General features: G+C 70.2%; 25 protein-coding genes and 2 tRNA genes. 10 read left to right on the plus strand and 17 right to left on the minus strand.

Translation table 11 applies throughout. The features are described from left to right. Nucleotides 1–2: 2 nt before the first annotated feature. Complete coding sequence (gene rpsI / locus GGR71_RS18165) at nt 3–395, plus strand: 30S ribosomal protein S9 (RefSeq protein ID WP_010341421.1); 393 nt, start codon at nt 3–5, stop codon at nt 393–395. A gap of 442 nt (nt 396–837) precedes the next feature. On the opposite strand, the gene GGR71_RS18170 is transcribed toward rpsI, so the two are convergent. Next, nucleotides 838–912 (minus strand) — tRNA-Gln (locus GGR71_RS18170). 41 nt (nt 913–953) lie between these two features. Next, a tRNA-Met gene (locus tag GGR71_RS18175) sits at nt 954–1,030 on the minus strand. A gap of 120 nt (nt 1,031–1,150) precedes the next feature. Between GGR71_RS18175 and GGR71_RS18180 the strand changes: the two genes are divergently transcribed. The 3 genes from GGR71_RS18180 (at nt 1,151) to bfr (ending at nt 2,630) form a co-directional block, all read left to right on the plus strand. After that, entirely contained in the window at nt 1,151–1,762 is a 612-nt protein-coding gene (locus GGR71_RS18180; protein WP_160958032.1) for an RNA pyrophosphohydrolase, read from the plus strand. Nucleotides 1,763–1,841: 79 nt separating this feature from the next. After that, nucleotides 1,842–2,054 (plus strand): (2Fe-2S)-binding protein, encoded by a 213-nt coding sequence (locus GGR71_RS18185; RefSeq protein ID WP_160958029.1) that lies wholly within the window; start codon nt 1,842–1,844, stop codon nt 2,052–2,054. Between the two features lie 105 nt (nt 2,055–2,159). Further along, nucleotides 2,160–2,630, plus strand: coding sequence for a bacterioferritin (gene bfr, locus GGR71_RS18190; RefSeq protein ID WP_048489308.1), 471 nt, complete (start codon nt 2,160–2,162; stop codon nt 2,628–2,630). A gap of 664 nt (nt 2,631–3,294) precedes the next feature. On the opposite strand, the gene GGR71_RS18195 is transcribed toward bfr, so the two are convergent. The 3 genes from GGR71_RS18195 to GGR71_RS18205 are packed head-to-tail and all read right to left on the minus strand — an operon-like array spanning nt 3,295 to nt 8,563. Then, entirely contained in the window at nt 3,295–5,964 is a 2,670-nt protein-coding gene (locus GGR71_RS18195; RefSeq protein WP_202404830.1) for a hybrid sensor histidine kinase/response regulator, read from the minus strand. A gap of 2 nt (nt 5,965–5,966) precedes the next feature. After that, nucleotides 5,967–7,901 (minus strand): EAL domain-containing protein, encoded by a 1,935-nt coding sequence (locus tag GGR71_RS18200; RefSeq protein ID WP_160958027.1) that lies wholly within the window; start codon nt 7,899–7,901, stop codon nt 5,967–5,969. 35 nt (nt 7,902–7,936) lie between these two features. Beyond that, nucleotides 7,937–8,563, minus strand: a complete 627-nt coding sequence (locus GGR71_RS18205; protein WP_184452188.1) for a DUF4126 domain-containing protein — start codon at nt 8,561–8,563, stop codon at nt 7,937–7,939. A 186-nt stretch (nt 8,564–8,749) separates the two neighbouring features. On the opposite strand from GGR71_RS18205, the gene GGR71_RS18210 reads away from it, so the two are divergent. From GGR71_RS18210 to GGR71_RS18230, 5 genes are read left to right on the plus strand one after another with little or no spacing between them, the layout of a single operon-like run. Further along, on the plus strand, nt 8,750–9,487 hold the full coding sequence (locus GGR71_RS18210) for a DUF6776 family protein (protein ID WP_160958023.1): 738 nt from the start codon (nt 8,750–8,752) through the stop codon (nt 9,485–9,487). A gap of 7 nt (nt 9,488–9,494) precedes the next feature. Next, nucleotides 9,495–9,944 (plus strand): bactofilin family protein, encoded by a 450-nt coding sequence (locus tag GGR71_RS18215; protein WP_048489312.1) that lies wholly within the window; start codon nt 9,495–9,497, stop codon nt 9,942–9,944. A 31-nt stretch (nt 9,945–9,975) separates the two neighbouring features. Continuing rightward, nucleotides 9,976–10,362: an iron-sulfur cluster insertion protein ErpA gene (gene erpA, locus GGR71_RS18220; protein WP_017908990.1), complete on the plus strand. Its 387-nt coding sequence runs from the start codon at nt 9,976–9,978 to the stop codon at nt 10,360–10,362. Nucleotides 10,363–10,410: 48 nt separating this feature from the next. Continuing rightward, nucleotides 10,411–11,340 carry an NAD(+) diphosphatase gene (nudC, locus tag GGR71_RS18225; protein WP_160958021.1) on the plus strand — a complete coding sequence of 310 codons (930 nt, stop codon included), beginning with the start codon at nt 10,411–10,413 and terminating at the stop codon, nt 11,338–11,340. A 52-nt stretch (nt 11,341–11,392) separates the two neighbouring features. Then, nucleotides 11,393–12,289: a hypothetical protein gene (locus GGR71_RS18230; RefSeq protein WP_160958019.1), complete on the plus strand. Its 897-nt coding sequence runs from the start codon at nt 11,393–11,395 to the stop codon at nt 12,287–12,289. A 219-nt stretch (nt 12,290–12,508) separates the two neighbouring features. Here GGR71_RS18230 and GGR71_RS18235 read toward each other — a convergent pair whose 3' ends face one another. From GGR71_RS18235 to GGR71_RS18270, 8 genes are all read right to left on the minus strand, one after another. Then, nucleotides 12,509–12,916 carry a DUF2752 domain-containing protein gene (locus tag GGR71_RS18235; protein ID WP_160958017.1) on the minus strand — a complete coding sequence of 136 codons (408 nt, stop codon included), beginning with the start codon at nt 12,914–12,916 and terminating at the stop codon, nt 12,509–12,511. Between the two features lie 5 nt (nt 12,917–12,921). Beyond that, the gene (locus tag GGR71_RS18240) at nt 12,922–13,272 is read right to left on the minus strand and encodes a CD225/dispanin family protein (RefSeq protein ID WP_048489316.1); all 351 of its coding nucleotides are present in this window, start codon (nt 13,270–13,272) and stop codon (nt 12,922–12,924) included. A 76-nt stretch (nt 13,273–13,348) separates the two neighbouring features. Then, nucleotides 13,349–13,771, minus strand: coding sequence for a DUF2752 domain-containing protein (locus GGR71_RS18245; RefSeq protein WP_160958015.1), 423 nt, complete (start codon nt 13,769–13,771; stop codon nt 13,349–13,351). Between the two features lie 55 nt (nt 13,772–13,826). Beyond that, nucleotides 13,827–14,108, minus strand: a complete 282-nt coding sequence (locus GGR71_RS18250) for a CD225/dispanin family protein (RefSeq protein ID WP_048489318.1) — start codon at nt 14,106–14,108, stop codon at nt 13,827–13,829. Nucleotides 14,109–14,157: 49 nt separating this feature from the next. After that, complete coding sequence (locus GGR71_RS18255) at nt 14,158–14,457, minus strand: CD225/dispanin family protein (protein ID WP_160958013.1); 300 nt, start codon at nt 14,455–14,457, stop codon at nt 14,158–14,160. A gap of 94 nt (nt 14,458–14,551) precedes the next feature. Beyond that, a complete protein-coding gene (locus GGR71_RS18260) occupies nt 14,552–16,474 on the minus strand; it encodes an MFS transporter (protein WP_160958011.1) in 1,923 nt (640 codons plus the stop codon). A 27-nt stretch (nt 16,475–16,501) separates the two neighbouring features. Beyond that, entirely contained in the window at nt 16,502–17,446 is a 945-nt protein-coding gene (locus GGR71_RS18265) for a LysR family transcriptional regulator (protein ID WP_160958008.1), read from the minus strand. A gap of 88 nt (nt 17,447–17,534) precedes the next feature. Next, nucleotides 17,535–18,458: a hypothetical protein gene (locus GGR71_RS18270; RefSeq protein WP_160958005.1), complete on the minus strand. Its 924-nt coding sequence runs from the start codon at nt 18,456–18,458 to the stop codon at nt 17,535–17,537. A gap of 206 nt (nt 18,459–18,664) precedes the next feature. Between GGR71_RS18270 and GGR71_RS18275 the strand changes: the two genes are divergently transcribed. Beyond that, complete coding sequence (locus tag GGR71_RS18275; RefSeq protein ID WP_160958002.1) at nt 18,665–19,876, plus strand: MFS transporter; 1,212 nt, start codon at nt 18,665–18,667, stop codon at nt 19,874–19,876. Here GGR71_RS18275 and yccS read toward each other — a convergent pair. The 4 genes from yccS to GGR71_RS18295 all read right to left on the minus strand — a co-directional run bounded on the left by yccS (nt 19,821) and on the right by GGR71_RS18295 (nt 25,589). Beyond that, nucleotides 19,821–22,043 carry a YccS family putative transporter gene (gene yccS / locus GGR71_RS18280; RefSeq protein ID WP_160958380.1) on the minus strand — a complete coding sequence of 741 codons (2,223 nt, stop codon included), beginning with the start codon at nt 22,041–22,043 and terminating at the stop codon, nt 19,821–19,823. The two genes, GGR71_RS18275 and yccS, sit on opposite strands and share 56 nt — an antisense overlap. 59 nt (nt 22,044–22,102) lie before the next feature. Continuing rightward, nucleotides 22,103–22,780 (minus strand): uracil-DNA glycosylase family protein, encoded by a 678-nt coding sequence (locus tag GGR71_RS18285; RefSeq protein WP_160957999.1) that lies wholly within the window; start codon nt 22,778–22,780, stop codon nt 22,103–22,105. 362 nt (nt 22,781–23,142) lie between these two features. Continuing rightward, nucleotides 23,143–24,432 (minus strand): phosphoribosylamine--glycine ligase, encoded by a 1,290-nt coding sequence (purD, locus tag GGR71_RS18290; RefSeq protein ID WP_160957997.1) that lies wholly within the window; start codon nt 24,430–24,432, stop codon nt 23,143–23,145. 302 nt (nt 24,433–24,734) lie between these two features. Beyond that, nucleotides 24,735–25,589 carry a hypothetical protein gene (locus tag GGR71_RS18295; RefSeq protein WP_160958377.1) on the minus strand — a complete coding sequence of 285 codons (855 nt, stop codon included), beginning with the start codon at nt 25,587–25,589 and terminating at the stop codon, nt 24,735–24,737. Nucleotides 25,590–25,601: the final 12 nt, after the last annotated feature.

Raw genomic sequence — 25,601 nt, forward strand, 5'->3', positions numbered from 1 at the left:
TCATGGCGATTTCGCAAAACTACGGCACTGGCCGCCGCAAGTCCTCCACTGCCCGCGTGTTCCTGCGCAAGGGCACCGGCAACATCTCCGTCAACGGCCGTCCGCTGGACGAGTTCTTCGGCCGCGAGACCGCGCGCATGATCGTGCGCCAGCCGCTGGAGCTGACCAAGAACACCGAAAGCTTCGACATCCTGGTTACCGCCACCGGCGGCGGCACCACCGGCCAGGCCGGTGCGATCCGCCTGGGCATCGCCCGCGCGCTGGTCGAGTACGACGAAACCCTGAAGACCGAGCTGCGCAAGGCCGGCTTCATGACCCGCGACGCCCGCGAAGTCGAGCGTAAGAAGGTCGGTCTGCACAAGGCCCGTCGCGCCACCCAGTTCTCCAAGCGCTGATCCATCGCGCCTGGCGTGGGTTCCCTCGGGAACCCGCTGGGACCAAGCAAAAGCCCGGCTTCGGCCGGGCTTTTGTCGTCTGGGGGTTCGGCGCCGCGTCTTGCTGGCCGGCATTCCATCTGGTTGGCGGAGCTGGGCAGTGGTAGCGTCGATGGATCCTCGCGATTCCGTCGCCTGACACAGTGTCGGCGTTCAGCGGGCGTGGAAGGTGATCACGGCTCGCCCATCGAGGCTTCACTGCGTCAAGCTGCATCAACTGTCTGGTGAAAAGCCCCCTTGGAGTCCAAGGGGGCGCGCCGACAGGCGCGGGGATGTGGAGGCGGAAGGCCGGGGCCCGCGCCTTGCGCAGCAAGGCGTGGGGCGCAGGCGCTACGCGCCTGCGCGAACCCGCAGCCAAACACACAAAAAAGGCCGATCTTTCGATCGGCCTTTTTTGTGTGTTTGGCTGCCCCGGATGGATTCGAACCACCGAATGCCTGAGTCAGAGTCAGGTGCCTTACCGCTTGGCGACGGGGCAATGTGGACTGCAAGTATCGCACGCCTTGGGCGTACACACCATGGTGGCTATGGGTGGACTCGAACCACCGACCCCAGCATTATGAGTGCTGTGCTCTAACCGGCTGAGCTACATAGCCCTGGTGAACCGCCAATTCTTATGGAGACGCGGGCGGCTGTCAACGGGTTTCTGCGCAGCTTGTGGCCCGGCCGCAGCCATGGCAGAGTCGGAGCCAGTAGATTTTTCAGGAGTCCGCATCGTGATCGATCCGGACGGCTATCGACCGAACGTAGGCATCGTGCTGATGCGGCCGGATGGTCAGGTGTTCTGGGCACGCCGTGTGCGCCGGGACGGCTGGCAGTTCCCGCAGGGCGGCATGAACACCGACGAGACCCCGGTGGAGGCCATGTACCGCGAGTTGCGCGAAGAAACCGGGCTGTTGCCCGAGCATGTGGAAGTGCTCGGCGCCACCCCCGGTTGGCTGCGCTATAGGCTGCCCAGCCGGGCCATCCGCCGCAACGAACGCCAGGTCTGCATCGGCCAGAAGCAGGTCTGGTTCCTGCTGCGGATGCAGTGCGACGAAAGCCAGCTGAACCTGGAACTGACCGAGACGCCGGAGTTCGACCACTGGCGCTGGGTCGATTTCTGGTACCCGGTGGAGCACGTGGTCCTGTTCAAGCGTGGCGTCTACGCGCGGGCGCTGCGCCATCTGGCGCCGCTGGCGCAGACCATCGCCGGCGCCGGCATCCGTGCCATGCCGACCCTGGCCCAGGAGGCCTGGTTGCCGGGCAATACCGCCGGGCACGATCGGCCGCGCAAGCGGCCCCGCAAGCGCGGCGGGCCCTGGGTGGCGCGGATTAATAACGATTAACGGGCGGAATTGACAACCATTCTCACTTTGGTTTGAATGGCGGCAGGCGCAGTCCGCGCCGTTCGCCGCCAAGCCCGCCGTGTACGTCTGCATCTGCAATGGGGTCACCGATCGCCAGATCCGCGAAGCCGCCGAAGCCGGCTGCCGCAGCGTGTCCGAACTGACCATGCGCACGGGCTGTGGCGCCACCTGCGGCTCCTGCCTGGACATGGCCGGCGACCTGCTGGAGCGCGCACTGAGCCGCGAGTTGCCGTTGCCGGTGCTGGTAGGCGGCCTGGCCCGCGCCGCCTGAATCCGTCCGCCGCGCTCCAGCGCGGGATGATCACGATTCGCGTTCCTTCACGCCGCGGCGCGATTCGCTAGAGTCTGCGCTTTCCGGATTTACGCGAGCGACATCATGAAGGGCGACAGCAAAGTCATCGAGTTCCTCAACAAGGTCCTCTACAACGAGCTGACCGCGATCAACCAGTACTTCCTGCACGCCAAGATGCTGAAGAACTGGGGCCTGAAGGAACTGGCCGAGCACGAGTACAAGGAATCCATCGACGAGATGAAGCACGCCGACAAGCTGGCGGACCGCATCCTGTTCCTCGAGGGGCTTCCGAACTTCCAGGCGCTGGGCAAGCTGCGCATCGGCGAGAACCCTAAGGAAATCCTCGAGTGCGACCTGGCGCTGGAGCGGGAGGGCACCGTCACCCTGCGCGACGGCATCGCCTATGCCGAATCGATCCAGGACTACGTCAGCCGTCAGCTGCTGGCCGACATCCTCGAATCGGAAGAAGAGCACATCGACTGGCTGGAAACCCAGCTCGACCTGATCGAGCGCATCGGCGAGCCGAACTACCTGCTGACCAAGCTCGAGGATTGAATCGTCGGCGCATGACGCCACGGCGCTGGCCTGTGCCCGCGCCGCGCTGGATGCTGTTCGCTCTGCACCCCGGGATGGCGTTGCCATGCACGTATAGCGGCGTCTTCAGCCGCGACGCGTGGCTGAAGACGCCGCTGATCCCGCGCAGCGGCACACGCTGCTTCCGCGCGAATCCATGGTGACGACATGGCATCCGCATCCGCATCGTGTGGCGTTGCCCATTTGTTGGAACGGCTTCCGCCGCGACGCGTTTGCAGGCCGAAAGTCGCCGCTGATCCCAAACGGCGGCACATGCCGCTCCTGCGCGAATCCATGCGGCCGACATGGCATCGGCATCGCACGACGTCGCTCTTCTGTGGGAGCGGCTTCAGCCGCGACGGGCTTTACCGGTGGAGTCCGTCGTGGCTGAAGCCGTTCCTACAAGAACAGCAGACGGAAGTGCATCTGCCCTTTGTAGAGATGCGGTAGAGATGCGGCGCGGTGGCGGCGTTCGGCGGGCGATGGTTGGTCGCGACAAGCGTCAGAGGTAAAGCCTGTCGCGGCTGAAGCCGCTCCTACGAGGGAAAAAGCAGCAGGCGAGCGTCTGCGCTTTGGGCGATGCGCTTGACCAGGTCCTGCGGGCGATCGTTTCGCCTACAGTCGTGGCGCAGCGCAAGATCGCGCGCTATGGCGCAGCGGGTTCGGTGGTGTCGCGGACGCTGGCGCGGTAGCCGTTCAGCGCCAGGCGCGCGCGCGCGAATTCGGCGATCACCAGGGCGACCGCGACCACGGGACGATCCAGGGTGCCGGTGCGCACGCCCGACTCGATGCGCAGCGCCGCCGCCGACAGCGCCAGTGCGCCGAGATTGGCGGCCGAGGATTTCAGCGTGTGCGCGGCCTCGCGCAGTGCGTCGCTCTGCGCCGTCGCCGCGGACTCCTCCAGGCGCTGGATCAGCAACGGCGCATCGGCCAGGAACAGCTCGACGATCTGCGCCACGCTGGCCGAGCCGATGACCTCGCGCAACTCGTCGAGCACGGCGATCTCCAGCACCGGCGCCGGCACTGCCGATGGCGGTTCCGGATCGTCTGCCTCCGTCGCGGCGAGCGGTGGCATCGATGTCGCGGTGGCGCCGCGCGGCGCCACATCCTGTTCCAGCGCAGGCGCTGCCAGGGGGGCTTCGAGTGTGGCGTGATCGGGCGATGGCATCGAGGCGGTCGACGTAGCGGTGGGGCTGGACGCCGTGGCAGCGTCCGCCGTGTGCATGGCGGTGTGGCGGGTGTCCTGCGGTCTGACCTGCATCGCGTCGGCGAGCGCATCTGCCGCTGGCCCGCTCGCGATGGCCGCGGATGCCGGCTCCGGCGCGAACGTCGCGCAGGCCGGCATGGCTGCCGGTTGCAGCGGCAGCCAGCGCTGCAGGCAGGCCTCCAGCCGTGCGCGGTCGATCGGCTTGGATAGGTAATCGTCCATGCCGGCATCGAGGCAGCGTTGGCGGTCGCCGGCCATCGCGTTGGCGGTCATTGCCACGATCGGCAGGCGCGGGCGCGCCGCCTCCGCCTCGCGCTGGCGCCACTGCCGGGTGGCGGCGTAGCCGTCCAGCACCGGCATCTGGCAATCCATCATCACCAGGTCGTACGGCTGCCGCGACAACTGCGCCAGCGCGGCGGCACCGTCCTCGACGCTGTCGGCGTGGTGGCCGAGCGATTCCAGCAGGCGCCGCGCCACCATCAGGTTGACCGGATTGTCCTCGACCAGCAGCAGCCGGTAGCCGCTGCGCGGCGGCGGGGCGTCGGCCACGGCGAGAGCGGGCGCGGGGGTATCCACGGCGTTCGTCGCGAAGGCGTCGTGGTAGAACGTATCGGCGTCGTCGGTGGCGCCCACGGTCTCGTTGGCCAGGCTCGGGGTCGCCGGCGACAGCGCCAGCATGCTGCGCAGGTCGATGTCGGCGGCCTGTCGCGACAGCAGCGCGCCGTGCGCGCGGATCTCCTCGGGAATGTCGGCCTCGCCGTACAGCCAGATCAGCCGCGTGGTCTGCGGTGTCGGCAGCCGCGCCACCGCGCGCTGCAGCGCGCGCGCACTCTGCCGCAGCCCGTCCAGGTCGCCGATCACCAGGTCGTAGGCCGGACGTACGCCGCTGCTGCTGCCGTTGCCGCGCAGCCGCTCCAGCGCCTCCTGGGTCGAGTCGACCTTGCTCACCTGCACGCCCCAGTTCGGCAGCAGCACGCTCAGGCGCTGCTGCAGGCGCTGGTCGGCGCCGACCAGCAGCGCATGCAGCCGCGGCAGCCCGCCCGGGCTCTGCGGCAGGTCGCCGATCACCTTCAGCAGCGGGATCTCGAACCAGAACGTGGCACCCTGGCCCTGCCGCGACACGACGCCGATGCGCCCGCCCATCAGTTCGACGATGCGCTTGCAGATGGTCAGGCCCAGCCCGGTGCCGCCGTACAGGCGGGTGGTGGAGGCGTCGGCCTGGGTGAAGGCCTGGAACAGGTGTTCCTGGCGTTCGGCGCTGATGCCGATGCCGGTGTCGCGTACCTCGAAGCGCAGCAGGTGCTGTGCCGGGGTTTCGCCGAGCCGGCGTACGCCCAGGTCGATGCCGCCGCGCGCGGTGAACTTGACCGCGTTGCCGAGCAGGTTGCTCAGCACCTGGCGCAGGCGCACCGGATCGCCGCGCACCGGCAGGCGCACCGCCGGGTCCAGTTGCAGCGCCATGCGCAGGCCCTTGGCTTCGGCCGCGCGCTGCATCAGTTCCAGCACGCCGTCGAGCAGTTCGCGCAGGTTGAAGGTGGTGATCTCCAGCTCCAGCCGGTTCGCTTCCAGCTTGGAGTAATCGAGGATGTCGTCGACGATGCGCAGCAACTGCAGCGAGGAGGTGCTGGCCGCGCGCAGCATCTCGCGCTGGTCCAGGCCGAGCGGGCCGCGCCCGATCAACTCCAGCATCGGGATGATGCCGTTGAGCGGGGTGCGGATCTCGTGGCTCATCGTCGCCAGGAACTCGCCCTTGGCCAGCACCGCGGCTTCGGCCGCCTGGGTTGCAGCCTCGGCGGCCTGCTTGGCCTGCAGCAGCTCCTGTTCCAGCCGCTCGCGCGCGTGCACGTCGTGCTGCAGGGCGTTGCGTTCGGACTCGGCCAGCGCGGCCCGCGCCAGCGCCGCATCCAGGCGTTCGATCTGTTGTCGCGCGCGGCAACCGGCGAGGGTGGCCAGGGCCGCGGCGGCGGCCATGCAGACCGGTGCCAGCCAGTGCCACGGCGCCGGCAAGGGCAGCGCCAGCGGCGGCAGCGCCAGCAGGGTGCCGGCGACGGCGAGCACCGCGGCGAAGGCCGCCGGCCACGGAAGGGGCCGGCGTCGACGGACGGACATGGCTAGAGCACCGCGTTCTGGAAGTCGAAGTTCAACTGGTCGCCGACCGACTGCACCAGGTTGCCCTGGATGAAATCGACCCCGCCCATCCACATCGCGGCCGCGGCCTGCGCCTGTTCGATCTGCTGGCCGATGATCAGCAGGCCGGCGCGATGCGCCAGATCGATGGTGGCACGCAGTTGGTCGCGCAATTCGGGATCGGCATGTGCGCCTGCGAAGCGCGCCGACAGGCGCAGATAGCCCAGCGGCAGATGCGCGAGCAAGGCCTCGGCCTCGGCGCCCGGTTCGAACTGGCTGATGCAGAACTGCACGCCCAACGGCATCAGCCGCGCGCAGAACTGCTGCAGCGTGGCGGTGTGGACCAGTGCATCGTCCAGGCGCAGGTCGATCACCAGCGAGGTGCCGGTGACGCCGCGGCGGCCGATGGTGTCGATCAGCCACTCGGCGAAGGCGGTGCGCGCCAGGGTACGCGAGGACTGCGAGACGAACAGGCGCAGCGGCGGGGTGGCGTGCTGGTACAGATGCAGCAGACCCAATGCGTGGTCCAGCACCTGCTGGTCGAGGTCGGCGATGCGTCCGCCGGCTTCGGCGGCCGGCAGCACCTGGCCGGCCGAGAGCAGGTTGCCGTCGCGCTGGCGCAGGCGCAGCAGCACCTGGTACTGGGCGATGTCGCCGCCGGCGACGGCGACGATCGGCTGGTAGGCAGGTTCCAGTTGCCCTTCCAGCATCGCGATGCGCTGCAGGTCCTCGTCCGCGCGCGGCGGTACGTAGGCAGCGATGCCCTGCGGTTGCAGCCGTGCCTGTAGCGCGGTGCGTTCGACCGCTTCCAGCGCGCTGCCGGCGTCCTCGAAACCATGGCCGAAATCGGCGTAGCCGACCGCGCAGCGCAGGTGCAGCGCCTCGTCCTCGCGCAGCGGGAAGGCGTGGCCGGACAAGGTGTCGCGCAGGCTCTGCGCGCGTTGCCGCTGCGCGTCGGCATCGGCATCCTGCTCGGCCAGCAGCAGGAAGCTGTTGTCGTTGAGCCGCGCCAGCGGCTGCGGCGCGGTGACGCCGGCCAGGCGGCGCCCGGCCTGCACCATCAGCCGCTCGAACGCCGCGTAGCCGTAGCGTTCGCGCAGGCCGAGCGCGCTGGCGATCTCGACGAAGTACAGGCTGCCGGGGCGGCGTGCACGCAGCGTCGTGTCCAGCAGCTGCAGCACATGGGCACGGGTCGGTAGACCGGTCTCGGGGTTGTTCAGCGGCACCGCCTCGGCGTGGCCCTGCTGGGCCTGCTGGCGGGCGCGGCGGATGCGATTGGACACCGCGGCGATCAGGTGCCGCGGCCGGATCGGCTTGGTCAGGAAGTCGTCGGCGCCGCTGTCGAGCACTTCGTACTCCAGCTCCGGGTCGGCGTCGCCGGACAGGAACACGATCGGCAGCAACTGGTGCTGCGGCTGCTGGCGGATCAGCGCGGTCAGGCGCATGCCGTCCAGTCCCGGCATGTGCAGGTCCATCAGGATCAGGTCCGGCCGGTAGTCGAGGATGGCCTGCTGCACGCCTTCGGCCTGCATCTGCACCTGCGCATGCATGCCGGCGCCGTGCAGCACGCTTTGCGCGAACAGTGCCTGCGCGCGGTCGTCCTCGACGATCAGCACGCGGTACGGCGCGGCTGCGGCCGCGGCCTGGGCGGCGGGATCGGCGTCGGTGTCGGCGACCACGAAGGCGGCTGCGCTGGCATCGGCCGGGCCGTCGTCGTGCTCGCTGCTGGCCAGCGGCATGGCGGCCGCCGCGTCGTCGTCGGCAGGCGCGTGATCGGAGGCCAGGTCGGCGGGCGCCGCGACGTGCGTCGCGTCGCCGACCCAGCGGCGCCAGTAGTGCGGCGGCGGGGTCTCGGCGCGGACGTGGCGCGCGCGCGGGTCCTCGCGGTGGGAAAGCGGAGCGGCGTCGTTGGCAGGCATCGCGTCTGGTTCCTGGTGCGCGTGCAATTATGCGATCAAGTTCGCGAAGGCTGCGTGCCTTGCGGCGCGGCGGGCGCCGTCGCCGGCGCCAGCAGGCGGCGCATGCCCCGCCACAGCAGGCGCCACGTCCACCACACCAGCAGCGCGCCGAGCGCGCTCGCGGTCAGCACCACGGCCAACGCCAGCCACGGGTGCGCGAGTGCCAGGGCCAGCGCGGCGATCACCACCGAATCCTCGGCCAGCGAGGCGATCCAGTTGCTGGCCGGCTCCGGCGAGGTGTTGAGCAGGGCGCGGGTGCCGGCCTTGAGCGCGTGGCTGGTCAGGGCCACGCCGGCCCCGGTGGCCAGCGCGCCGGCGCCCAGTTGGCCGTCGGGCGAGAGCGTGGCCGCGGCCAGGAAGGCGCCGGCGGGGATTCGGGTCAGGGTCTGCAGCAGGTCCCACACCGAGTCCACGCCGGGGATCTTGTCGGCGAAGAACTCGGCCAGCGCCAGCGCGCCGGAGGTGCCCAGCACCCACCACGACTGCGTCGCCTGCAGCGCTGGCGGCAGCTCCAGCCAGCCGAGCAGCCCGGCCAGGCCGATGCCGAACACGGTCAGGTAGACGCGGATGCCGGCCAGCCAGGCCAGCAGGATGCCGATTACGAAGAGATGGGCGTCGGTCATGGCAGGCGCTCCTGCAACTGCACGGATGCCGGCCACTATCGGCCAAGCCCGCCACGAAGGCCAGCCCGCGGCGGCGGTCAGCTGCGCAGTCCGGCGCCGCTCAGGAGCGTGGCTTACACTAGGTGACCCAGCAGGCCGACCCGTGAGGATCGACGCCGGCGCCGCCTCGGTGGCGCGGCAGCGCGCATGAACCGACCCGTTCCCCGTTTCCAGATCGTGCCCAATGGCGGCGGAGGCCCGCGCCCCGGCCGCCGGCTGTGGCTGCTGCTGGCCGGGTTGTGGCTGCTGTCGCTGGCGCTGACCTGGTGGCTGGCCAGTCGCCAGGCCGCGCCGCGGCTGAGTGCGGTCAGCGCGCAGTTGCGCGAGGCCGAGCGCAACCTGCAGGCGCAGCAGCGTCAGATCGAGACGCTCAACCAGCGCCAGGCCACCCTGGCCCGCTCCGACCAGATCAGCCGTGCCGCCAACAACGAGGTGCAGAGTTCGCTGGCCGAGCGCGACGAGGAGATCGCTGGGCTGCGCGCGGACGTGGCGTTCTACGAGCGCCTGGTCGGCGCGACCAGCCAGCGCAAGGGCCTGAGTGTGCATTCGGTGGAGTTCTCCGCCGAGGCCGGCGGCACCTGGCGCTACAACGTGGTGCTGACCCAGAACCTCAACCGCGGCGCGATCAGCCAGGGGCAGTTGCGCCTGAACGTGGAGGGCGTGCGTGGCGGCAAACTGACCAGCGTCGGCTGGGACGAACTGCACCAGAAGACCGGTGTGCCCGGGCAGGACTACTCGTTCCGCTACTTCCAGCAACTGGATGGCAGCGTGATCCTGCCCAAGGGCTTCACTCCGCAACGGGTGCGGGTGGCATTGAGCGGCGGCGGGGCGCCGGTCAGCCAGACCTTCGATTGGACATTGGCCGGTAACGGCAAAGGGGAATAATCAGCCTATGTTTGGGAACAAGAACAGCCGCAACAGCGGCCAGACCGTGGTCGATACGCTGATCGGCGCGCAGGTGGTGATCCGCGGCGACCTGGTGTTCAGCGGCGGGCTCTACGTGGAAGGGCGCATCCTCGGCAAGGTCATCGCCGAGGACGGCGCGCCGGCCACGCTGACCCTGTCCGAGCACGGCAGCATCGAGGGCGAGGTGCGCGCACCGGTGGTGATCATCAACGGCCAACTGATCGGCGACGTGCACGCCGCCGAGCGCGTGGAGCTGGCGTCGAAGGCGCGGGTACAGGGCAATGTGCACTACCAGGTGGTGGAGATGAACGCCGGCGCGCAGCTGACCGGGCGCCTGATCCACGCAGGCAGCCTGGTCGCGCTGGCGCCGCCGGAAGCGCACCGCGAGGCCGCCGGCGACGCCGAACCGCCGCGCGCGCTCACCGCCGAGGCTTGATTCGGCCGTCCGCCGTCCCCATTCTCCCGCCATGAGCACTCTCGTCTCCCTGCCCGGCGCCGCGCCCACGCCCGACTACCAGTCCCTGGACCGGCCGTTGAACTTCACCGCGGCCGCCGCGGCCAAGGTGCGCGAGTTGATCCGCGAGGAAGGCAACGACGCGCTGGCGTTGCGCGTGTACATCCAGGGCGGCGGCTGTTCCGGCTTCCAGTACGGCTTCGAGTTCGACGAGAACCGCGCCGAGGACGACCTGGCGGTGCAGACCGACCAGGTCACCCTGCTGGTCGACCCGCTCAGCCTGCAATATCTGATGGGTGCGGAAGTGGATTACAGCGAAGGCCTGCACGGGGCGCAGTTCGTGATCCGCAATCCCAACGCCAAGACCACCTGCGGGTGCGGCAGCAGCTTCAGCGTGTAGACACGCTGCGGCTTGCGGGACGCACGGTTTGCCTGCACCCTGCGGCGCATGTCCGATCCGACGCCTGACTCCTTCGCCTTCGCCGGTCCCGCGATCGACCGCGCCGATGCCGTGCGCAACGATCCGGCCGCGCTGCGCCAGGCCTGGGAACAGGCCCGGGTGCTGGTGCTGGACGCCGATGGCCACGCGCATGCCGATGCCGACGGACGCCCGCTGATCGCCAGCGCCGCCGCGCTGGGCGCGCTGGCCGAGCAGGCGCTCTTCCTCGGCCTGGACCACGGCCAGGCCTGGTTCGCGCTGGCCGCCGACGCGGTGCCGCAGCTGGCGCCGCCACCGCAGCGCATCGACCTGCGCCGCGCCGCGGCCGAGTGGCCGGCGCTGGAGGCGGGCCTGTTCGCCTACGCCCGCGCGATGCTGCATTGGCAGTCGCGCACCCGCTTCTGCGGCGTATGCGGCGGCACCATCGCGTTGCAGCGCGGCGGCTTCCTTGGTGTGTGCACGCAGTGCGCCAGCGAACACTATCCCCGGGTGGATCCGGCGGTGATCGTCGCGGTCAGCGATGGCCGGCGCCTGCTGCTGGGGCGCCAGGCGAGCTGGCCGGCGCGGCGCTACTCGGTGATCGCCGGCTTCGTCGAGCCGGGCGAATCGCTGGAACAGACGGTGGCGCGCGAGGTGGCCGAGGAGACCCAGGTGCGGGTGCGACCCGGCAGCTGCCGCTACTACGGTGCGCAGCCGTGGCCTTTTCCCGGCGCGCTGATGCTCGGCTTCCGTGCGCAGGCGGAGGCGGATACGCCGCAGGTGGACGGTGAGCTGGAAGACGCGCGCTGGTTCGAGCGCGAAGAAGTCGGCGCCGCGCTGGCGCGCCTGGCCGCGCACGGCGACAGCGCCGACGACGGCCATGGCCTGCGCCTGCCACCACGCATCTCCATCGCCCGCGCGCTGATCGAGGACTGGTACCGGCACGGCGCGCCGACCTGACCACGCCGGCGCGTTGCGCGCATCCGCTTCAGAACGGTCCCGGAGGACCTGCATGTTCACGACCCTCGTCGCTGTGATCGTCGCCCTGGTGCTGGGCCATGTCGCGCCGGGCATGGTGGCCTCGTTGCGCCGCTTCGATGCTTTCGGCGACTGGCTGAGCTGGCTGGACACCCATGCCGGCGAGGGCAGCGCCTGGCGCGGCCGTTACGGCATCGCGCTGGCGCTGCTGCCGCCGCTGTTGTTGGTCGGCTTGCTGCAGTGGCTGTTGGCGGCACCGCATCTGGGCCTGCTGGCCCTGCTGTTCGGCATCGCGGTGCTGGCCTTCAGTTGGGGCCCGCGCGACCTGGACACCGACGTGGAGGCCATCATCGACGCCGACGATGCCGCGGCGCGGCAGCTGGCGGTGGCACAGTTGCAGGCCGACGGCGGGCCGCTGCGTGAGGACCCGGCCGGGCTGGTCGAGGCGGTGGCGGTCAGCGCGCTGCGGCGCTGTTTCGCGGTGCTGTTCTGGTTCCTGCTGCTGGGGCCGTTCGGCGCGCTGGGCTATCGGCTGCTGGCGCTGGCCGCGGTCGGCCCCTATGCCTCGCGGCTGCCGCCGGCGACCGCCGCCGGCGCGCGCGCGTTGCTGGCGGCGCTGGAATGGCCGGTGGCGCACCTGATGACCTTCTCGCTGGCCCTGGTCGGCAATTTCGAGGCGGTGTTCGGTGCCTGGCGCGCCGCCGGCAGCAAGCGGTGGCAACTGGACACCGGCTTCCTCGGGCCGGTGGCCTGCGCCAGCGTGCGCGGCGAACTCGATGCCGAGGCGCACGACTACAGCGACGCGGGCATGGTGGTGCCGGCGCTGCGGCGCCTGCCGGAACTGCGCGATGCGATGAGCCAGGTCTGGCGGGTGCTGCTGCTGTGGCTGGTGCTGCTGGCGCTGCTGGTGATCGCCGGCTGGGTCAGCTGAGGCCGCTCTCGACATCAGGGCACCTCTAACAACCTGCGTCTGCCACGCATGTGGTTGTCGCGTAGGCGCGGCTTCAGCGGCGCCGGGCTTAGGCTTATCGGGAACCCCCCCCCTCGCGGCTGAAGCCGCTCCTACAGGACACGTTCCGAAGTGACGAGGGGTGCCCATCCGCCGTGTTGGGAGGCGCGAGTCTGCGACGAGGCGGATGCGGCAGGCCGGCTAGTGCGGCGCCAGCAAGGTGAACGGGAACCACGGCAGGTTGCGTGCGATCCAGTAGCCCGGCAGCGCGACCAGCCAGAAATTCGGCCGCGAGACCACGTTGATCACCGGCGCGAACCAGGCCGCGCGCCAGCCGGCCTTCCAGGCGATCAGGCCCGGCAGCAGGGCCAGGCCGAGCATCGCGCCGGGATTCATCGCGAACGCGCCGGCCGGGTCCAGGTGCACCAGCGCATGCAGTGCACGGGTCATGCCGCAGCCCGGGCAGTAGTAGCCGGTGAGCGCATGGAACATGCACGGCGCGAACGGGTTGTTCGCGGCGTTGGGATCGAAGCGGTACAACAGCGTGGCGCCGCCGGCCGCGAATGCGGCGGCGGCGCCCAGGCACGCCCGTTGTTGCCAGGCGCGCATGCCGATCAGCTCGCGTGCTGGATCTGCTGCATGTAGTCCATGTAGCCCTGCATGCCGCCGGTGGCGAGCATGCCGATGTTGATCAGCAGGCCGATGATGGCCAGCGCGGTGGTCACCCAGCACCAGGTCTTGGCGGTGTTGGAGGCACGGCGCGCGCCCTCCAGGTCGCCCTGGTTGAGCAGGCCGTTGACCTTGCTGGAGAACACGATGGCGACGATGCCGGTGATCAGCGCCGGGCAGCACAGGCAAAAGCCGAGCACGGTCGAGATGATCGCCCAGGCCAGGTGATTGGGGACCGGGCCGGGGACGCCGGAGGCGGGAGGCGGCGGGGGCGCGACGGGGCTGACGGTACTCATGTGAATCTCCTTGACGGGTGGTGCACGGCAGTCGATGAGTCTAGACGAGTCGCTGCGGTGCGGGTGTGGCGGGCCGTCAGTGCGGCGCGAGCAGGGTGAAGGGGTACCAGGGCAGATTGCGCAGCAGCGCGTAGCCGAGCAGCACCCATAGCCACAATCGCGGGTCGGCGAGGATCTTCAGCAGCGGCGCCAGCGGGCGCAGGCGCAGGCCGGCGGCGTTGAGCGCCATGATCGCCAGCAGCGGCAGCGCGACGACCAGCAGCGGATTGCTGGTCCAGGCGTGGGCCAGGTCCAGGTGCACCAGCGCGTGCAGGCAGCGGGTACTGCCGCAGCCGGGGCAATACAGGCCGGTGAGGGCGCGGAACGGGCAGCCCGGCAGCGGATTGCCCGGGACATTCGGATCGATCCGGCGCAGCACCACGGTGGCGATGACCGCGGCGCCGCTCAGTGCGGCCAACGGCAGCCAGCGGGGCAGGGACTGCAGGCGCGGCAGGGACATGGCAGGGGGATCGCGTGTGGCCGGCCGCCGTCGCAGGCGACGGCGGCCGCGGTGCTCAGGACATGGACGACTGCTGCATCATGCCCAGGCCGCCGAGGGCGAAGATGAAGATCAGGTACAGCACGATCAGCACCACCGAGGTGACCGCCGAGTAGATCGCCCACTTCTTGGCCTTGTCCGCCGAATCGCGCGCGCCGGTCACGTCGCCCGCGGCGAGCTTGGTGTTGACCTGCGCGGCATAGACGATGGACACGATGCCCAGCGGCAGGCAGCAGAACAGCGTGGTCAGGATCGCCCAGACGAGGTTGTTGGACACTTGCGGTGCGGTGGTATTCATCCGTGTTGCTCCGGTGGTTGGGTGGTGAAACGGGAAACGCCCAGGGTGATCAGTGGCTGGTCAGGCTGCCGAGGAAGGCCAGGCCGCCGAACAGCAGGAACCACAGGGCCATCAGGATCGGCAGCGCGAACGCGGACCACATTGCCCACAGGCCGGCCTTGCGCGAGGCCTCGCGCGCGCCGGCGATGTCGCCGGCGGCGCGGCGGCCATCCACCTGCGAGGCGTAGACGATGGAGACAATGCCCAGCGGCAGGCAGCAGAACAGCGTGGACAGGATCGCCCAGACCAGGTTGTTGGGCACATAGATGCCCGTCGCGTTGGGCGCTGGTGGTGGTACGACCTGGTTCACTGTGTTCGGTCCTTCGCCATGGACGCCACCGCTTGTGGCGTCTCCCCTGCGGCTAATTTACCCCAAGCGCGCGCCTGCGGCACCTGCGCCGCACTCAGGCGGCGTCGCCGCGCAGCCGCCGCACCTGCGCTTCCAGGGTCTCGGCGGTGGCCTGTGCGCCGGCCACCGGCGCGTCGGCGATCACCTCGACATGCGCGCGGAAGCGTCGCGGCACGCGCATGCGACGCAGCCGCGAATCGCGCTTGCTCCACATGCTGGTCCACATGTTGCGCAAGGCCATCGGCACCACCGGCACCGCGCGCCGGGCCAGGATCTTCTCCACGCCGGACTTGAACGCGGCGATCTCGCCGTCCTTGGTCAGCGCGCCCTCGGGGAAGATGCACACCAGCTCGCCCTCGGCCAGCGCGGCGTCGATGGCGTCGAACGCGCGCTGCATCAGCGCGGGGTCCTCGCGCGCGCCGGCGATCGGAATCGCCTTGGCGGTGCGGAAGATCCAGCGCATCACCGGGATGTTGAAGATGCGGTAGTACATGACGAAGCGCACCGGCCGCGGGATCGCCGCGGCCAGCACCAGCGCGTCCATGTAGCTGACGTGGTTGCACACGATCAGCGCCGCGCCCTCCTCGGGCACGTGGCGCTCGACGCCGTGCAGGCGCAGCCGGTACAGGGTGCGCACCATCACCCAGCTGAGGAAGCGCATCAGGAATTCGGGGACGATGCTGAAGATCCAGATCGCCACCACGGCGTTGGCGATGGCCAGCGCCAGGAACACCTGCGGAATGCGCAGCCCGGGCATCGGGATGCGCGTGCCGAACAGGTGCAGTTCCTGCATCTGCAGGGCGATGCCGATCATCGCCGCCAGCACGATGAACAGCGAGTTCTGGATGTTGAGCCCGGCGATGACGCGCGACAGTTCCGCCTTCGGCGTGCGGCTCTGGATCAGCGCGAACAGCGGTACCACGAACAGGCCGGTGCACAGGCCGATGCCGACCAGGTCGAGCATGATCCGCCAGCTGCCGGCCTGGTGGACGAACTGGCCGATGCCCAGGCCGGTCTGCAGCGCGGCGCCGGGCCGGGCGAAGTACAGGTCGAGCATGAAGGCGCTGATGCCGAACGCGCCCAGCGGCACCAGGCCGATTTCCACGGTCCGCCCGGACAGCTTCTCGCACAGTAGCGAGCCGGTGCCGGTGCCGATCGAGAACAGCGCCAGGGCGAAGATGTACAGGTCCTGCGCGCCGCCCAGGTTGAGTTCGGCGTAGGTCGGCAACTGCGCGGTGAGCACGGTGCCGACGAACCAGAACCAGGACACGCCGAGCACGGCGTTGCGCACCGCCAGCTGGCGCCGGGTCAGGCGCATGATCGCCAGCGATTCCGGCAGCGGGTTCCAGTGGATCTTCAGGTCCGGCGCGCCGGCGTCGACCTTGGGGATGCAGCGCGCCATCAGGTTGCCGGTGACCGCCAGCGCCACCACCGCGGTGGCCGCGGCCACCGGCCCGTGGCTGCCGGCGATCTGGAAGATCAACCCGCCCAGGATCATGCCGCACAGGATCGAGATCGAGGTGCCCATCTCGACCAGGCCGTTGCCGCCGGTCAGTTCCTCCGGCTTGAGCACCGACGGCAGGATCGAATACTTCACCGGGCCGAACAGGGTCGACTGCAGGCCGGTGCAGAACAGCGCCACCAGCAGCACTGCCATGTTCTCGGTCAGGAAGCCGACCGCGGCCAGCGACATGATGCCGATCTCCATCGTGGTGGTGATGACCACCAGCCGCGATTTCTCCAGCTTCTCGGCGATCTGCCCGGCCAGCGAGGAGAACAGGAAGTACGGCAGGATGAACAGCGCCGGCGCCAGGTTGGTGTAGAGCGTGCGCTGCTCGGGGGTCACACCCAGATAGAACAGCAGGCCGATGATCGCCTGCCGGTACACGTTGTCGTTGAAGGCGCCCAGCGCCTGGACCACGAAGAACGGCAGAAAGCGGCGTTGCCGCAGCAGGGCGAACTGGCTGTGGGCGGACATGCAGGCTCCTTTGCGAACGCGCGCAGCCTAGCAGGTTCGCCGCGCGCGCAGGCGCGGCGCGCGGCGACCGCTGCTGGCGCTGTCGGCTGCGGCCTGCAAGGCGTCGCGCTGCGCGCGCAGCAGGGCGATGAAGGCGCGCGCGGCGGGGGTCGGGTCCGGCCGCCACACGGCGTAGGTGAGGAAGCGGAAGCGCTCGCGCAATGCCACCGTGGCCACACCGTGCATGCCGGTGGCCATGGTCTGCGGCACCACCGCCAGGCCCAGGTCCTCGGCCACCAGTTGCCGCTGCAGGTCGGCGTGGGTGACCTCGTACTGCAGGCGCTGGCGCAGGCCGGCGGCGGCGAAGGCGCGGTCGATGATGCCGCGCACGCCGGCACCGGGGATCAGCCCGGCCATCGGCGCGTCCTCCAGGTCGCGCAGGGAGACCTGGCGGCGCGCGGCGAAGCGGTTGCCGGGCGCGGCGATCAGCGCCAGCGGTTCCTCGTGCAGCAGCAGGTGCTGCGGCGGCAGCGCCACGTGCGGGCCGACCCCGACCAGGGCCACGTCGAGCCGGCCTTCGCCCAGTTCCAGCAGCAGCGCATCGCTCATGCCGGTGCGCAGGTGCACGTCCACCGCGCTGTGCGCCTCGCGGAAGCGGCGCAGCACCCCCGGCACCTGCACCGCGTTCAACGAGGAGATCTGGCCGATCTGCAGGCGGCCGCGCACCGTGCCCAGGGTCTGCGCCATCTCCTCGTGCAGGCGCTCGGCGGCGCGCAGGGTGGCGCGTGCATTGTGCAGGAACACCTCGCCGGCGGCGGTGGCGCGCACGTGGCGCGCGCCGCGCTCGAACAGGCGCGCGCCCAGCGCCTGCTCGATCTTGGCGATCTGGTGGCTCAGCGCCGACTGCACGGTGTGGCAGCGGCGTGCGGCCGCGGTGAAGCTGCCTTCCTCGGCGACGGCGACGGCGAATTCGAGCTGGCGCAGGGTCAGCATGGCGCTGCCGGGCGCGCGGCGTGACGAGACCGCCGCCGATCGGCAGTGGGGCTGCCTGCACGCAGCGCCATCTGTCGCAGTGCCCGCCTCATGCCGGGCGCCCCAGCCGCTTGCGCCATTGCGCGCGCAGCCACAGGCGGATGTTGTAGCGGCGCTTGCGGCTCATGAACGGGTAGCGCAGGGTCATGCCGAGCAGGCCGCGCAGCGTGTCGAGTCGCGGCGCATGTGCGGGCAGCGCATCGCAGCGCACCGAGATGCGGTCGCAGCCGGCGTCGTGGGTGCGGTGGATGACGTCGGCGCGCATGATCAGCAGGTCGCCGACCGCGAGTTGCGGCACCACCTTGTGCGCTTCCAGGTCGAAGCCGAGCTTCCAGCCGGGGCTGGCATCGTGCAGGTCCTCGATCGCATACCAGTCGCCGATGGCGAGGGCCTCGCCCGGAAAGCGCAGCCGGAACCAGTCCAGCGTATCGGCCTCCACGCAGCGGAAGCGCAGCGCGCCGCGGCCCTGGACGCGCTCATGCAAGTGCGGATCCAGGCGCGCGACCACGTCGTCGGCGACGATGGCCACGTTGGCCAGGGCAGCATCGGGCTTGAGCACCGGCATGTAGCAGATCAGGTAGTTGCGATGGTCGCCATGCAGGAAATAGCTGAAGTGGTCCAGGTGCCAGTTGAGCGCCCCGCCCGGCGCGGTCTTCGGATCGCGGTGCTGGTCGAACGGCAGGCGCAGGCTCGGCGCGGCGTGGCTTTCGCGGATGCGGATGGCGCAGTAGCCGAAGCGGTCGGCGGCGATCGCCAGGCCCATGGTCGCGGCGACGGGCGGCACGGTGGCGGCGATGCGCGCCTGGATCTGCTGCATGTCCGCCGCAGGCAGCTCGCCGATCACGCCGTCGTGGAACTTCTCGGCGCCTTCCAGGAAGCGCAGCAGGCTGTCGGGAATGTCGCCTTCGCCCAGGAAGCCGCGGACCACCGCGTACCCGTGTTGGTGCAGCGCATCGGCGATGGCGTTGGACATGGTGCGGGTTCCCTCGGAGCAATGGCGGTCGGCGGCCGCGTTGCAGTGCTGACGCGGCGCGCGTCCGAAGCGGCGACCCGGGTGTGACCCGCAACGGCCGCGCTCACGCTATCTCAAAACAAGATGGCAGTGGTGAAAAAAATGCGTTTGAAAGATCGCTGCCGTCGTCACAGACTGCGCCCCTCCCCACGACCTGGTGTCCGTCCATGGAAACGACCCCGCATCCGCCGATGCGCCGCGGCCTGGTGCTGCTGATGGCCACCGCCACCGGCCTGGCGGTGGCCAGCAACTACTATGCGCAGCCGCTGCTGGAGGTGCTGGCTCAGACCTTCGCCATCGACGTGCGCCGCGCCGGCGCGGTGGTGACCACCGCACAGTTGGCCTATGCGGTCGGCCTGCTGTTCCTGGTGCCGCTGGGCGACCGCTTCGAGCGGCGCAGCCTGATCGTCGGCCTGTACGCGCTCAGCGCGGTCGGCCTGCTGGTCAGCGCGATGGCGCACAGCTTCGCGCTGCTGCTGCTCGGCACCCTGATCACCGGCCTGAGCTCGGTGGCGGCGCAGATCCTGGTGCCCTTCGCCGCCACCCTGGCCGCGCCGCACGAGCGCGGCCGGGTCATCGGTACGGTGATGAGCGGCCTGTTGCTGGGCATCCTGCTGGCGCGCACGGTGTCCGGCCTGCTGGCCGGGATCGGCGGCTGGCACACCGTGTACTGGGTGGCCGCGGCGCTGATCCTGGTGGCCTCGGGGCTGCTGTGGCGCGGCCTGCCGCGGCACCCGGGCAATCCGCATCTGTCCTATCCGCACCTGATCGGTTCGGTGTTGGCGCTGCTGCGCGACGAGCCGGTGCTGCGCGCGCGCTCGGTGCTGGGCGGGTTGCTGTTCGCCGGCTTCAGCATGTTCTGGACCACGCTGGCGTTCCTGCTGTCCGGCCCGGACTACCGCTACGGCACCGCGACCATCGGCCTGTTCGGGCTGATCGGCGCGGCCGGCGCGTTCGCCGCCAACCTCTCCGGCAAGCTGTCCGACCGTGGCGCCGGCCACTGGGTCGGCTGGGCTGGCCTGGTCATGCTGCTGCTGTCGTGGCTGTTGCTGCTCGGCGCGCCGCACTCGCTGTGGCTGCTGATCGCTGGGGTGGTGCTGCTGGACGTGGCGGTGCAGGGCGTGCACATCGGCAACCAGAGCGTGATCTACCAACTGGATCCGGCCGCGCGCAACCGCATCACCTCGGCCTATGTCACCTGCTACTTCATCGGCGGTGCGGTCGGGTCCAGCCTCGGTACCGCGGCCTATGCCTACGCCGGCTGGCGCGGGGTGGCGCTCGGCGGTGCGGCGCTGGCGGTCGCGGCGCTGCTTTGGATGGGCATCAGCGTGCGGCCGGGGCGGCAAGCGGCGGCGCGGGTGGCACCGGTGCGGCGCTGACCGCCTGCGCGGCGGCGCGCAGCTTGGGCAGCAGGCGCAGGGTCAGCGCGAGCTGGTTGCGCACCAGCCGGCGCTTGGCCTCGTCGATGCCCTCCTCGCGCTCCAGCGCCTCGGCCAGCGCGGTTTCGGTCGCTTCGTCGGCGGCCGGCAGCGCACGCCGCTCGGCCAGTGCACCGGCCAGCGCGCCGAGCGCCTGCGGCAGGTAGTCGCCGGCACGGGCGATGTCCGGATCGGTCTCGCCGGCCAGCGCCGCGCGATGCGCGCCTAGCGCCGACAGATAGCCGAGCAGGGTGTTGGACAGCGCCAGGAAGCGGAAGCCGGCATCCAGATTGCGGCGGTAGCGGCCGGGCTCGCGCAGCATGTTCGACAGCGCCACCGACAGCGCGGCGTCGGCGTTGTGCATGTCGCGGCGGGCGATGCGGTAGGGCAGGTCGTCGCGCATGCCGCTGCGGTACTGCTCCAGCACCTGCGCCAGGTAGCGCGCGCTGCTGGATAGCACCGTCGCCAGCACCTGGTTGAGGCGCCGGCCCTGCCAGTCCGGCAGGATCAGGAACGAGGCGGCGGCGGCGATCGCGCAGCCGATCAGGGTATCGAGCAGGCGCGGCCAGATCAGCATGAAGCCGTCGCCGATCAGGTTGAAGCAGAACAGCGCCATCACCGTGATCGCCGCGGTGGCGAGCATGTAGCGGTCGGTGCGGGTGACGAAGAACACCAGCGTGCCGAGCAGGGCGAACAGCAACTGCAGCTCGGTGCCGGGGAACAACTGCATCAGCGCCCACGCCGCGCCCAGGCCGATCAGGGTGCCGGCCATGCGCTGGACCAGGCGCAGGCGGGTGGCGCCGTAGTTGGGGCGGCACACGAAGGCGGTGGTCAGCAGGATCCAGTAACCGTTGCTGGCATGGATCGACTGCATGATGGCGTAGCCCACCACCAGCGCGATGGCCATGCGCAGGCCGTGCCGGAACAGCACCGAGCCGGGCGTGAGCTGCTGGCCCAGGCGCCGCAGCATCTCGCGCAGGGTGTGCGGCGAGGAGTCGCGCAGGCGCGTGTCGAGGGTGTCGCTGGTGGTGTCCGATTGCGCGGCCTCGGCCAGGCGCCGCTCGATGCTGTGCAGGTTGGTGACCAGCAGTTCCAGCGAACCGAGCAGGCGCGCCTGCCGTGGATCGGCGCGGGCGTGCAGGAAATCCAGCGATTCGCGCAGGTCGGTGGTGGCCTGCTGGGTCTGCTCGCCGTAGTCGAACGGCTGGCGCAGCCGGATCGCCTCGCCCAGCGCCGCGCAGGCCTTGCCCTGCAGGGCAAGCAGGCGCTGGCAGCGGTACAGCACGTCGCTGTGGAAGAACGCGTCGGTCAGCGCCTCGTACGGGTAGTGCGAGGAACTGGCGCGCTCGTGGAAGTCCTGCGCCATGTAGTACAGGCGGAAATACAGGCCCGACTGCACGCCGGGCCGGCCGGAGCGGCCGAAGCGGCTGATGATCGCGGTCTTGGCCGCGTTGAGTGCGGCCACCACCTGCGCGTTCTGCTCGGCCAGCGCCAGCCGCCGTGCGTGCAGGTCGCTCTGCCGCACCGGCTCGAACAGCGCGGCCTTCAGCCGCAGGTAGCGGCCCAGTTCCAGGTACAGCCGCGACAGCCGCTCGCGCACCGGCCGGTTGGCGAACAGGACCGTCCACAGCACCGACAGCACCCCGTACCAGCTGGCGCCGAGCAACAGGAGTGCCACGCCGTGCCAGGCATTGCCGCCGACGTGGCCGTTCTGGGTGCCATGGTCCAGGCCGATCATCGCGTAGATCGCCAGCGCCACCGTGGCCTGGGCGATCGAGGCGTAGCGTTCGCCGAGCGCGCCGAGCAGGGTCAGGGCGAAGGTGGACAGCGCCAAGCCGGCGGCGAACGGCCATGGATACGGGAACAGCAACACCACTGCCGCGGCGGCGGCGGCGAAGCACAGCAGCGACAGCAGCACCGACTTGATCCGGCCCAGCCAGTTGTCGTCGGTCTCGGCGATGGCGCTGGCGATGGTGCCCAGGAACAGCGCCGGCACGGCCTCCAATTGCTGCTGGTGCCAGCACACGCCCATCGCCACCGCCAGCGCGATGAACACGCGCAGCCCGTAGCTGGCCTTTTCGTGGGCCCACAGGCGGCTGAGTCGGGTTTCGATCGAGGGGGTCGGCACCGCGACACGATAACGCACCGTCGCTGTATGCGATCCCCCTCGGAGGGGGGCAAGTGCGCTCAGACGCCCAGTTGCCGCAGCCGGGCCTCCAGCAGTGCCGGGAAGCGCTTGTACCAGGTCTGGTTGAGTGGCGAGGGATGCGGTAGCGGATGCAGCGCCACGCGGCGGGCGCGGCGGCCGTCCTCGCTGCGCAGTTCCACCTCGGTCTGCGCCTGGAAGCGGTCCTCGCGCGCCCAGAACGCGTCCAGTGCCGTGCGCACCTCGCGCGGCTGGTCGATGCCGAACCACAGGAAGGCCTCGCGGCCCAGGGTGAGGATGTCATCGCCACGCCACTGCTCGAGCAGCAGACGCCGCATCAGCGGGTGGAAACGCCGCTTCACCGGCATCGACCAGGCCTTGTTGCCCACCGGCTTGTACGGCACGGTGTTGAGCCAGAACGCGACGCGGCCGGCGGCGAGTCCTGCGGCGAAATCGGGCATCTCCGCCCCATCGTGCAGGTGTCGGTACAGCGCCTTGCGCACCAGTTGGCCGCCGCTGCCGACGAACGGCTCGCCGTGCTCCACCTCGCTGCGGCCCGGGTCGCGACCGAGGATGCAGATGCGTGCATCGCGGCGGCCCAGGCCGATGATGGGATCGAGCGGATCCTTGCCGTAGGCGGCATAGACCGCGGTGTCGATGCCGTCGGTCTGCGCGGCGAGCGCGCGGAAGCGGGTGCGGAGGGCGGGGGAGAGGGCCATGGGGTGTGCGCGAACCGGGGAGGTTTCAGGCTAGCGCAAGGGCGATGGTGACCACGTGCGCTCTTTGTGGGAGGGACTTCAGTCCCGACGAGGGAAGGTGTCAGTCGGCTTTTGGCTTCACGCGTCGCGGCTGAAGCCCCTCCCACAGGGAGTGGGCTGGCATCCTTGTGGGAGGGCTTCAGTCCCGACGAGGGAGAGTGTCAGCCGGCTTTCGGCTTCGCTCGTCGCGGCTGAAGCCGCTCCCACAGGGAGTGGATCCGGTGTCCTTGTGGGAGGGACTTCAGTCCCGACGCCGGGTAGTGTCAGCCCGGCATTGGGCTTCACGCGTCGCGGCTGAAGCCGCTCCTGCACGCGGTGACGTGCTACGCCCCCTGCTCGCGCGCGATCGCGCGCCAGCCGATGTCGTGGCGGTGGAATTCGCTGGCCCAGTGGATCCGTTCCACGCCGGCGTAGGCATGCCGCTGCGCCTCGGCCACGCTGTCGCCCAGCGCCGCCACACACAGCACGCGGCCGCCGGCGCTGAGCACGCGGCCCTGCGCGTCCAGCGTGGTGCCGGCATGGAACACCTTGGCGTTGGCCGGCACCGCGTCCAGGCCGGTGATCGCTTCGCCGGTGACCGGCGTCTCCGGATACGGCGCCGCCGCCAGCACCACGCCCAGCGACGGGCGCGGATCCCACTGCGCCTCGGTGCCATGCAGGCGTTCGTCTAACGCGGCCTCGAGCAGGTCGAGCAGGTCCGACTGCAGGCGCAGCATCACCGGCTGCGTTTCCGGGTCGCCGAAGCGCACGTTGAACTCGATCACCTTGGGCGCGCCGCTGGCGTCGATCATCAGCCCGGCGTAGAGGAAGCCGGTGAACGGCACGCCGTCGTCGCGCATGCCACGCACGGTCGGCTCGACCACCTCGCGCATCACCCGCGCGTGCACCTCGGGCGTCACCACCGGGGCCGGCGAGTACGCGCCCATGCCGCCGGTGTTGGGGCCGGTGTCGCCGTCGCCGACGCGCTTGTGGTCCTGGCTGGTGGCCATCGGCAGCGCGGTGTGGCCGTCGACCATGGAGATGAAGCTGGCTTCCTCGCCGTCGAGGAATTCCTCGATCACCACGCGCGCGCCGGCGTCGCCGAAGGCGTTGCCGGAGAGCATGTCGCGCACCGCGGCCTCGGCCTCGTCCAGCGACATCGCCACGATCACGCCCTTGCCCGCGGCCAGGCCGTCGGCCTTGATCACGATCGGCGCGCCCTTGTCGCGGACATAGGCCAGCGCGGCCTCGACCTCGGTGTGCACGGCGTAGAACGCGGTGGGAATGCCATGGCGCTGCAGGAAATCCTTGGCGTAGGCCTTGCTGCCTTCCAGCTGCGCGGCGGCGGCGCTGGGGCCGAAGATGCGCAGCCCGGCGGCGCGGAAACGGTCGACCACGCCCAGCACCAGCGGCACTTCCGGGCCGACCACGGTCAGCGCCACGCCTTCGTCCTGGGCCAGCGCCAACAGCGCGTCGAGGTCGTACACCTTGACCGGCACGTTGCGGCACTTGGCCTCGCCGGCGGTGCCGGCATTGCCGGGCGCCACCAGCACTTCGTCGACACGGGGGGACTGGGCCAGCTTCCAGGCCAGGGCGTGTTCGCGGCCGCCGGAGCCGATGACTAGCAGTTTCATGGTGTTGAATTGTCCATTCCAAGAAAGAGGAGAAGCGCCAACTTGAAGAGGAAGCCTAGCCAGATTTCGAGCTTGCGCAGGCTTTCGGTGGTCTCTGTGAGATTGCCGCGACGGTCGGTACAGCGAAGTTTGCGATTTCCTGCCATGGCCAATTCCCGCGGAGGTCTGACTACCCAAGCTAAACATCTCTCAGGAGCGATCAACGGGCGAGCATTGTAAAAATCCTGCGTACAGGAAGCGCCGTTGAAGCGCTCCCCGCCAATCGCAAGGCTGGTGGCGTCGATCGAGACGACGCGCGCGCCTCACGTGCAGCCTTCGCGCTGCAGCGCCTCGGGGAAAGGGTAGGTCCAGGTCTTCGCGTCCAGCACGAAGCGGTGGGTGCGCTGCACCGGGCGCTGGCCGCAGTCCGTGCCGGTTTCCTCGATCAGCAGCGGCCACACGCGGGCGGCGTGGTCGCGGTCGTCGAAGCGCAGGGCGAAGTCGATCGCGAACTGGCCGGCCTTGCAGTCCGCGGCCGCATCGGCGGCATCGCAGTCGGCGGCGGCGCCGTTGTCGATGTGGCTGCGCACGCTGCCGGCGTCCACCAGGCCCTTGGGACCCGGCAGGATCAGGGTCTGCGACTGCAGCGCGTAGCCCTGGCCGAACCAGCCGTCCTCCACGCGGAACCCGTAGAAATCGCTGCCGGCGCGGATGATGCCGACCTCGCCTGGCTGGCCGTTGCTGCCGTAGGTGCCACCGGTGCGCTCGGCGGCCACGGCGAAGCCCTGGGCCTCGGGACGCAGCACGTAGAAGTCGATGGTGCCCGGCTCCGGATGGCCGGCATCGCGCAACGCGCCGCACACCGCCAGCAACTGCTGCCAGCCGTTGCCGATGACCACCGGCTGTTCGGCGCAGACCTGCCAGTCCACTGCATGGCTATCGCCGTCCTGGGTCCACTGCCCCGGCCAGTGCCCGGCGAGCGTGGCGGCGCTGCCGTAGCGTTGCTGCACGAACGCGAGCAGGCGCGCGGTGCGGCTGACGTGGGCTGACGCGGCGGCGCTGGCGGGCGCGGCCGCAGGCGCTGCGGCCGATGTGGGCGCCGCCTGCTTGCAGCCGCCCAGCACGACGGCGCCGACCAGGGCCAGCACGGCGAACGGACGCGGTGCGACAGCGGACATGTGCATCGCTGC

The organism is Xanthomonas sp. F1 (genome assembly GCF_014199855.1).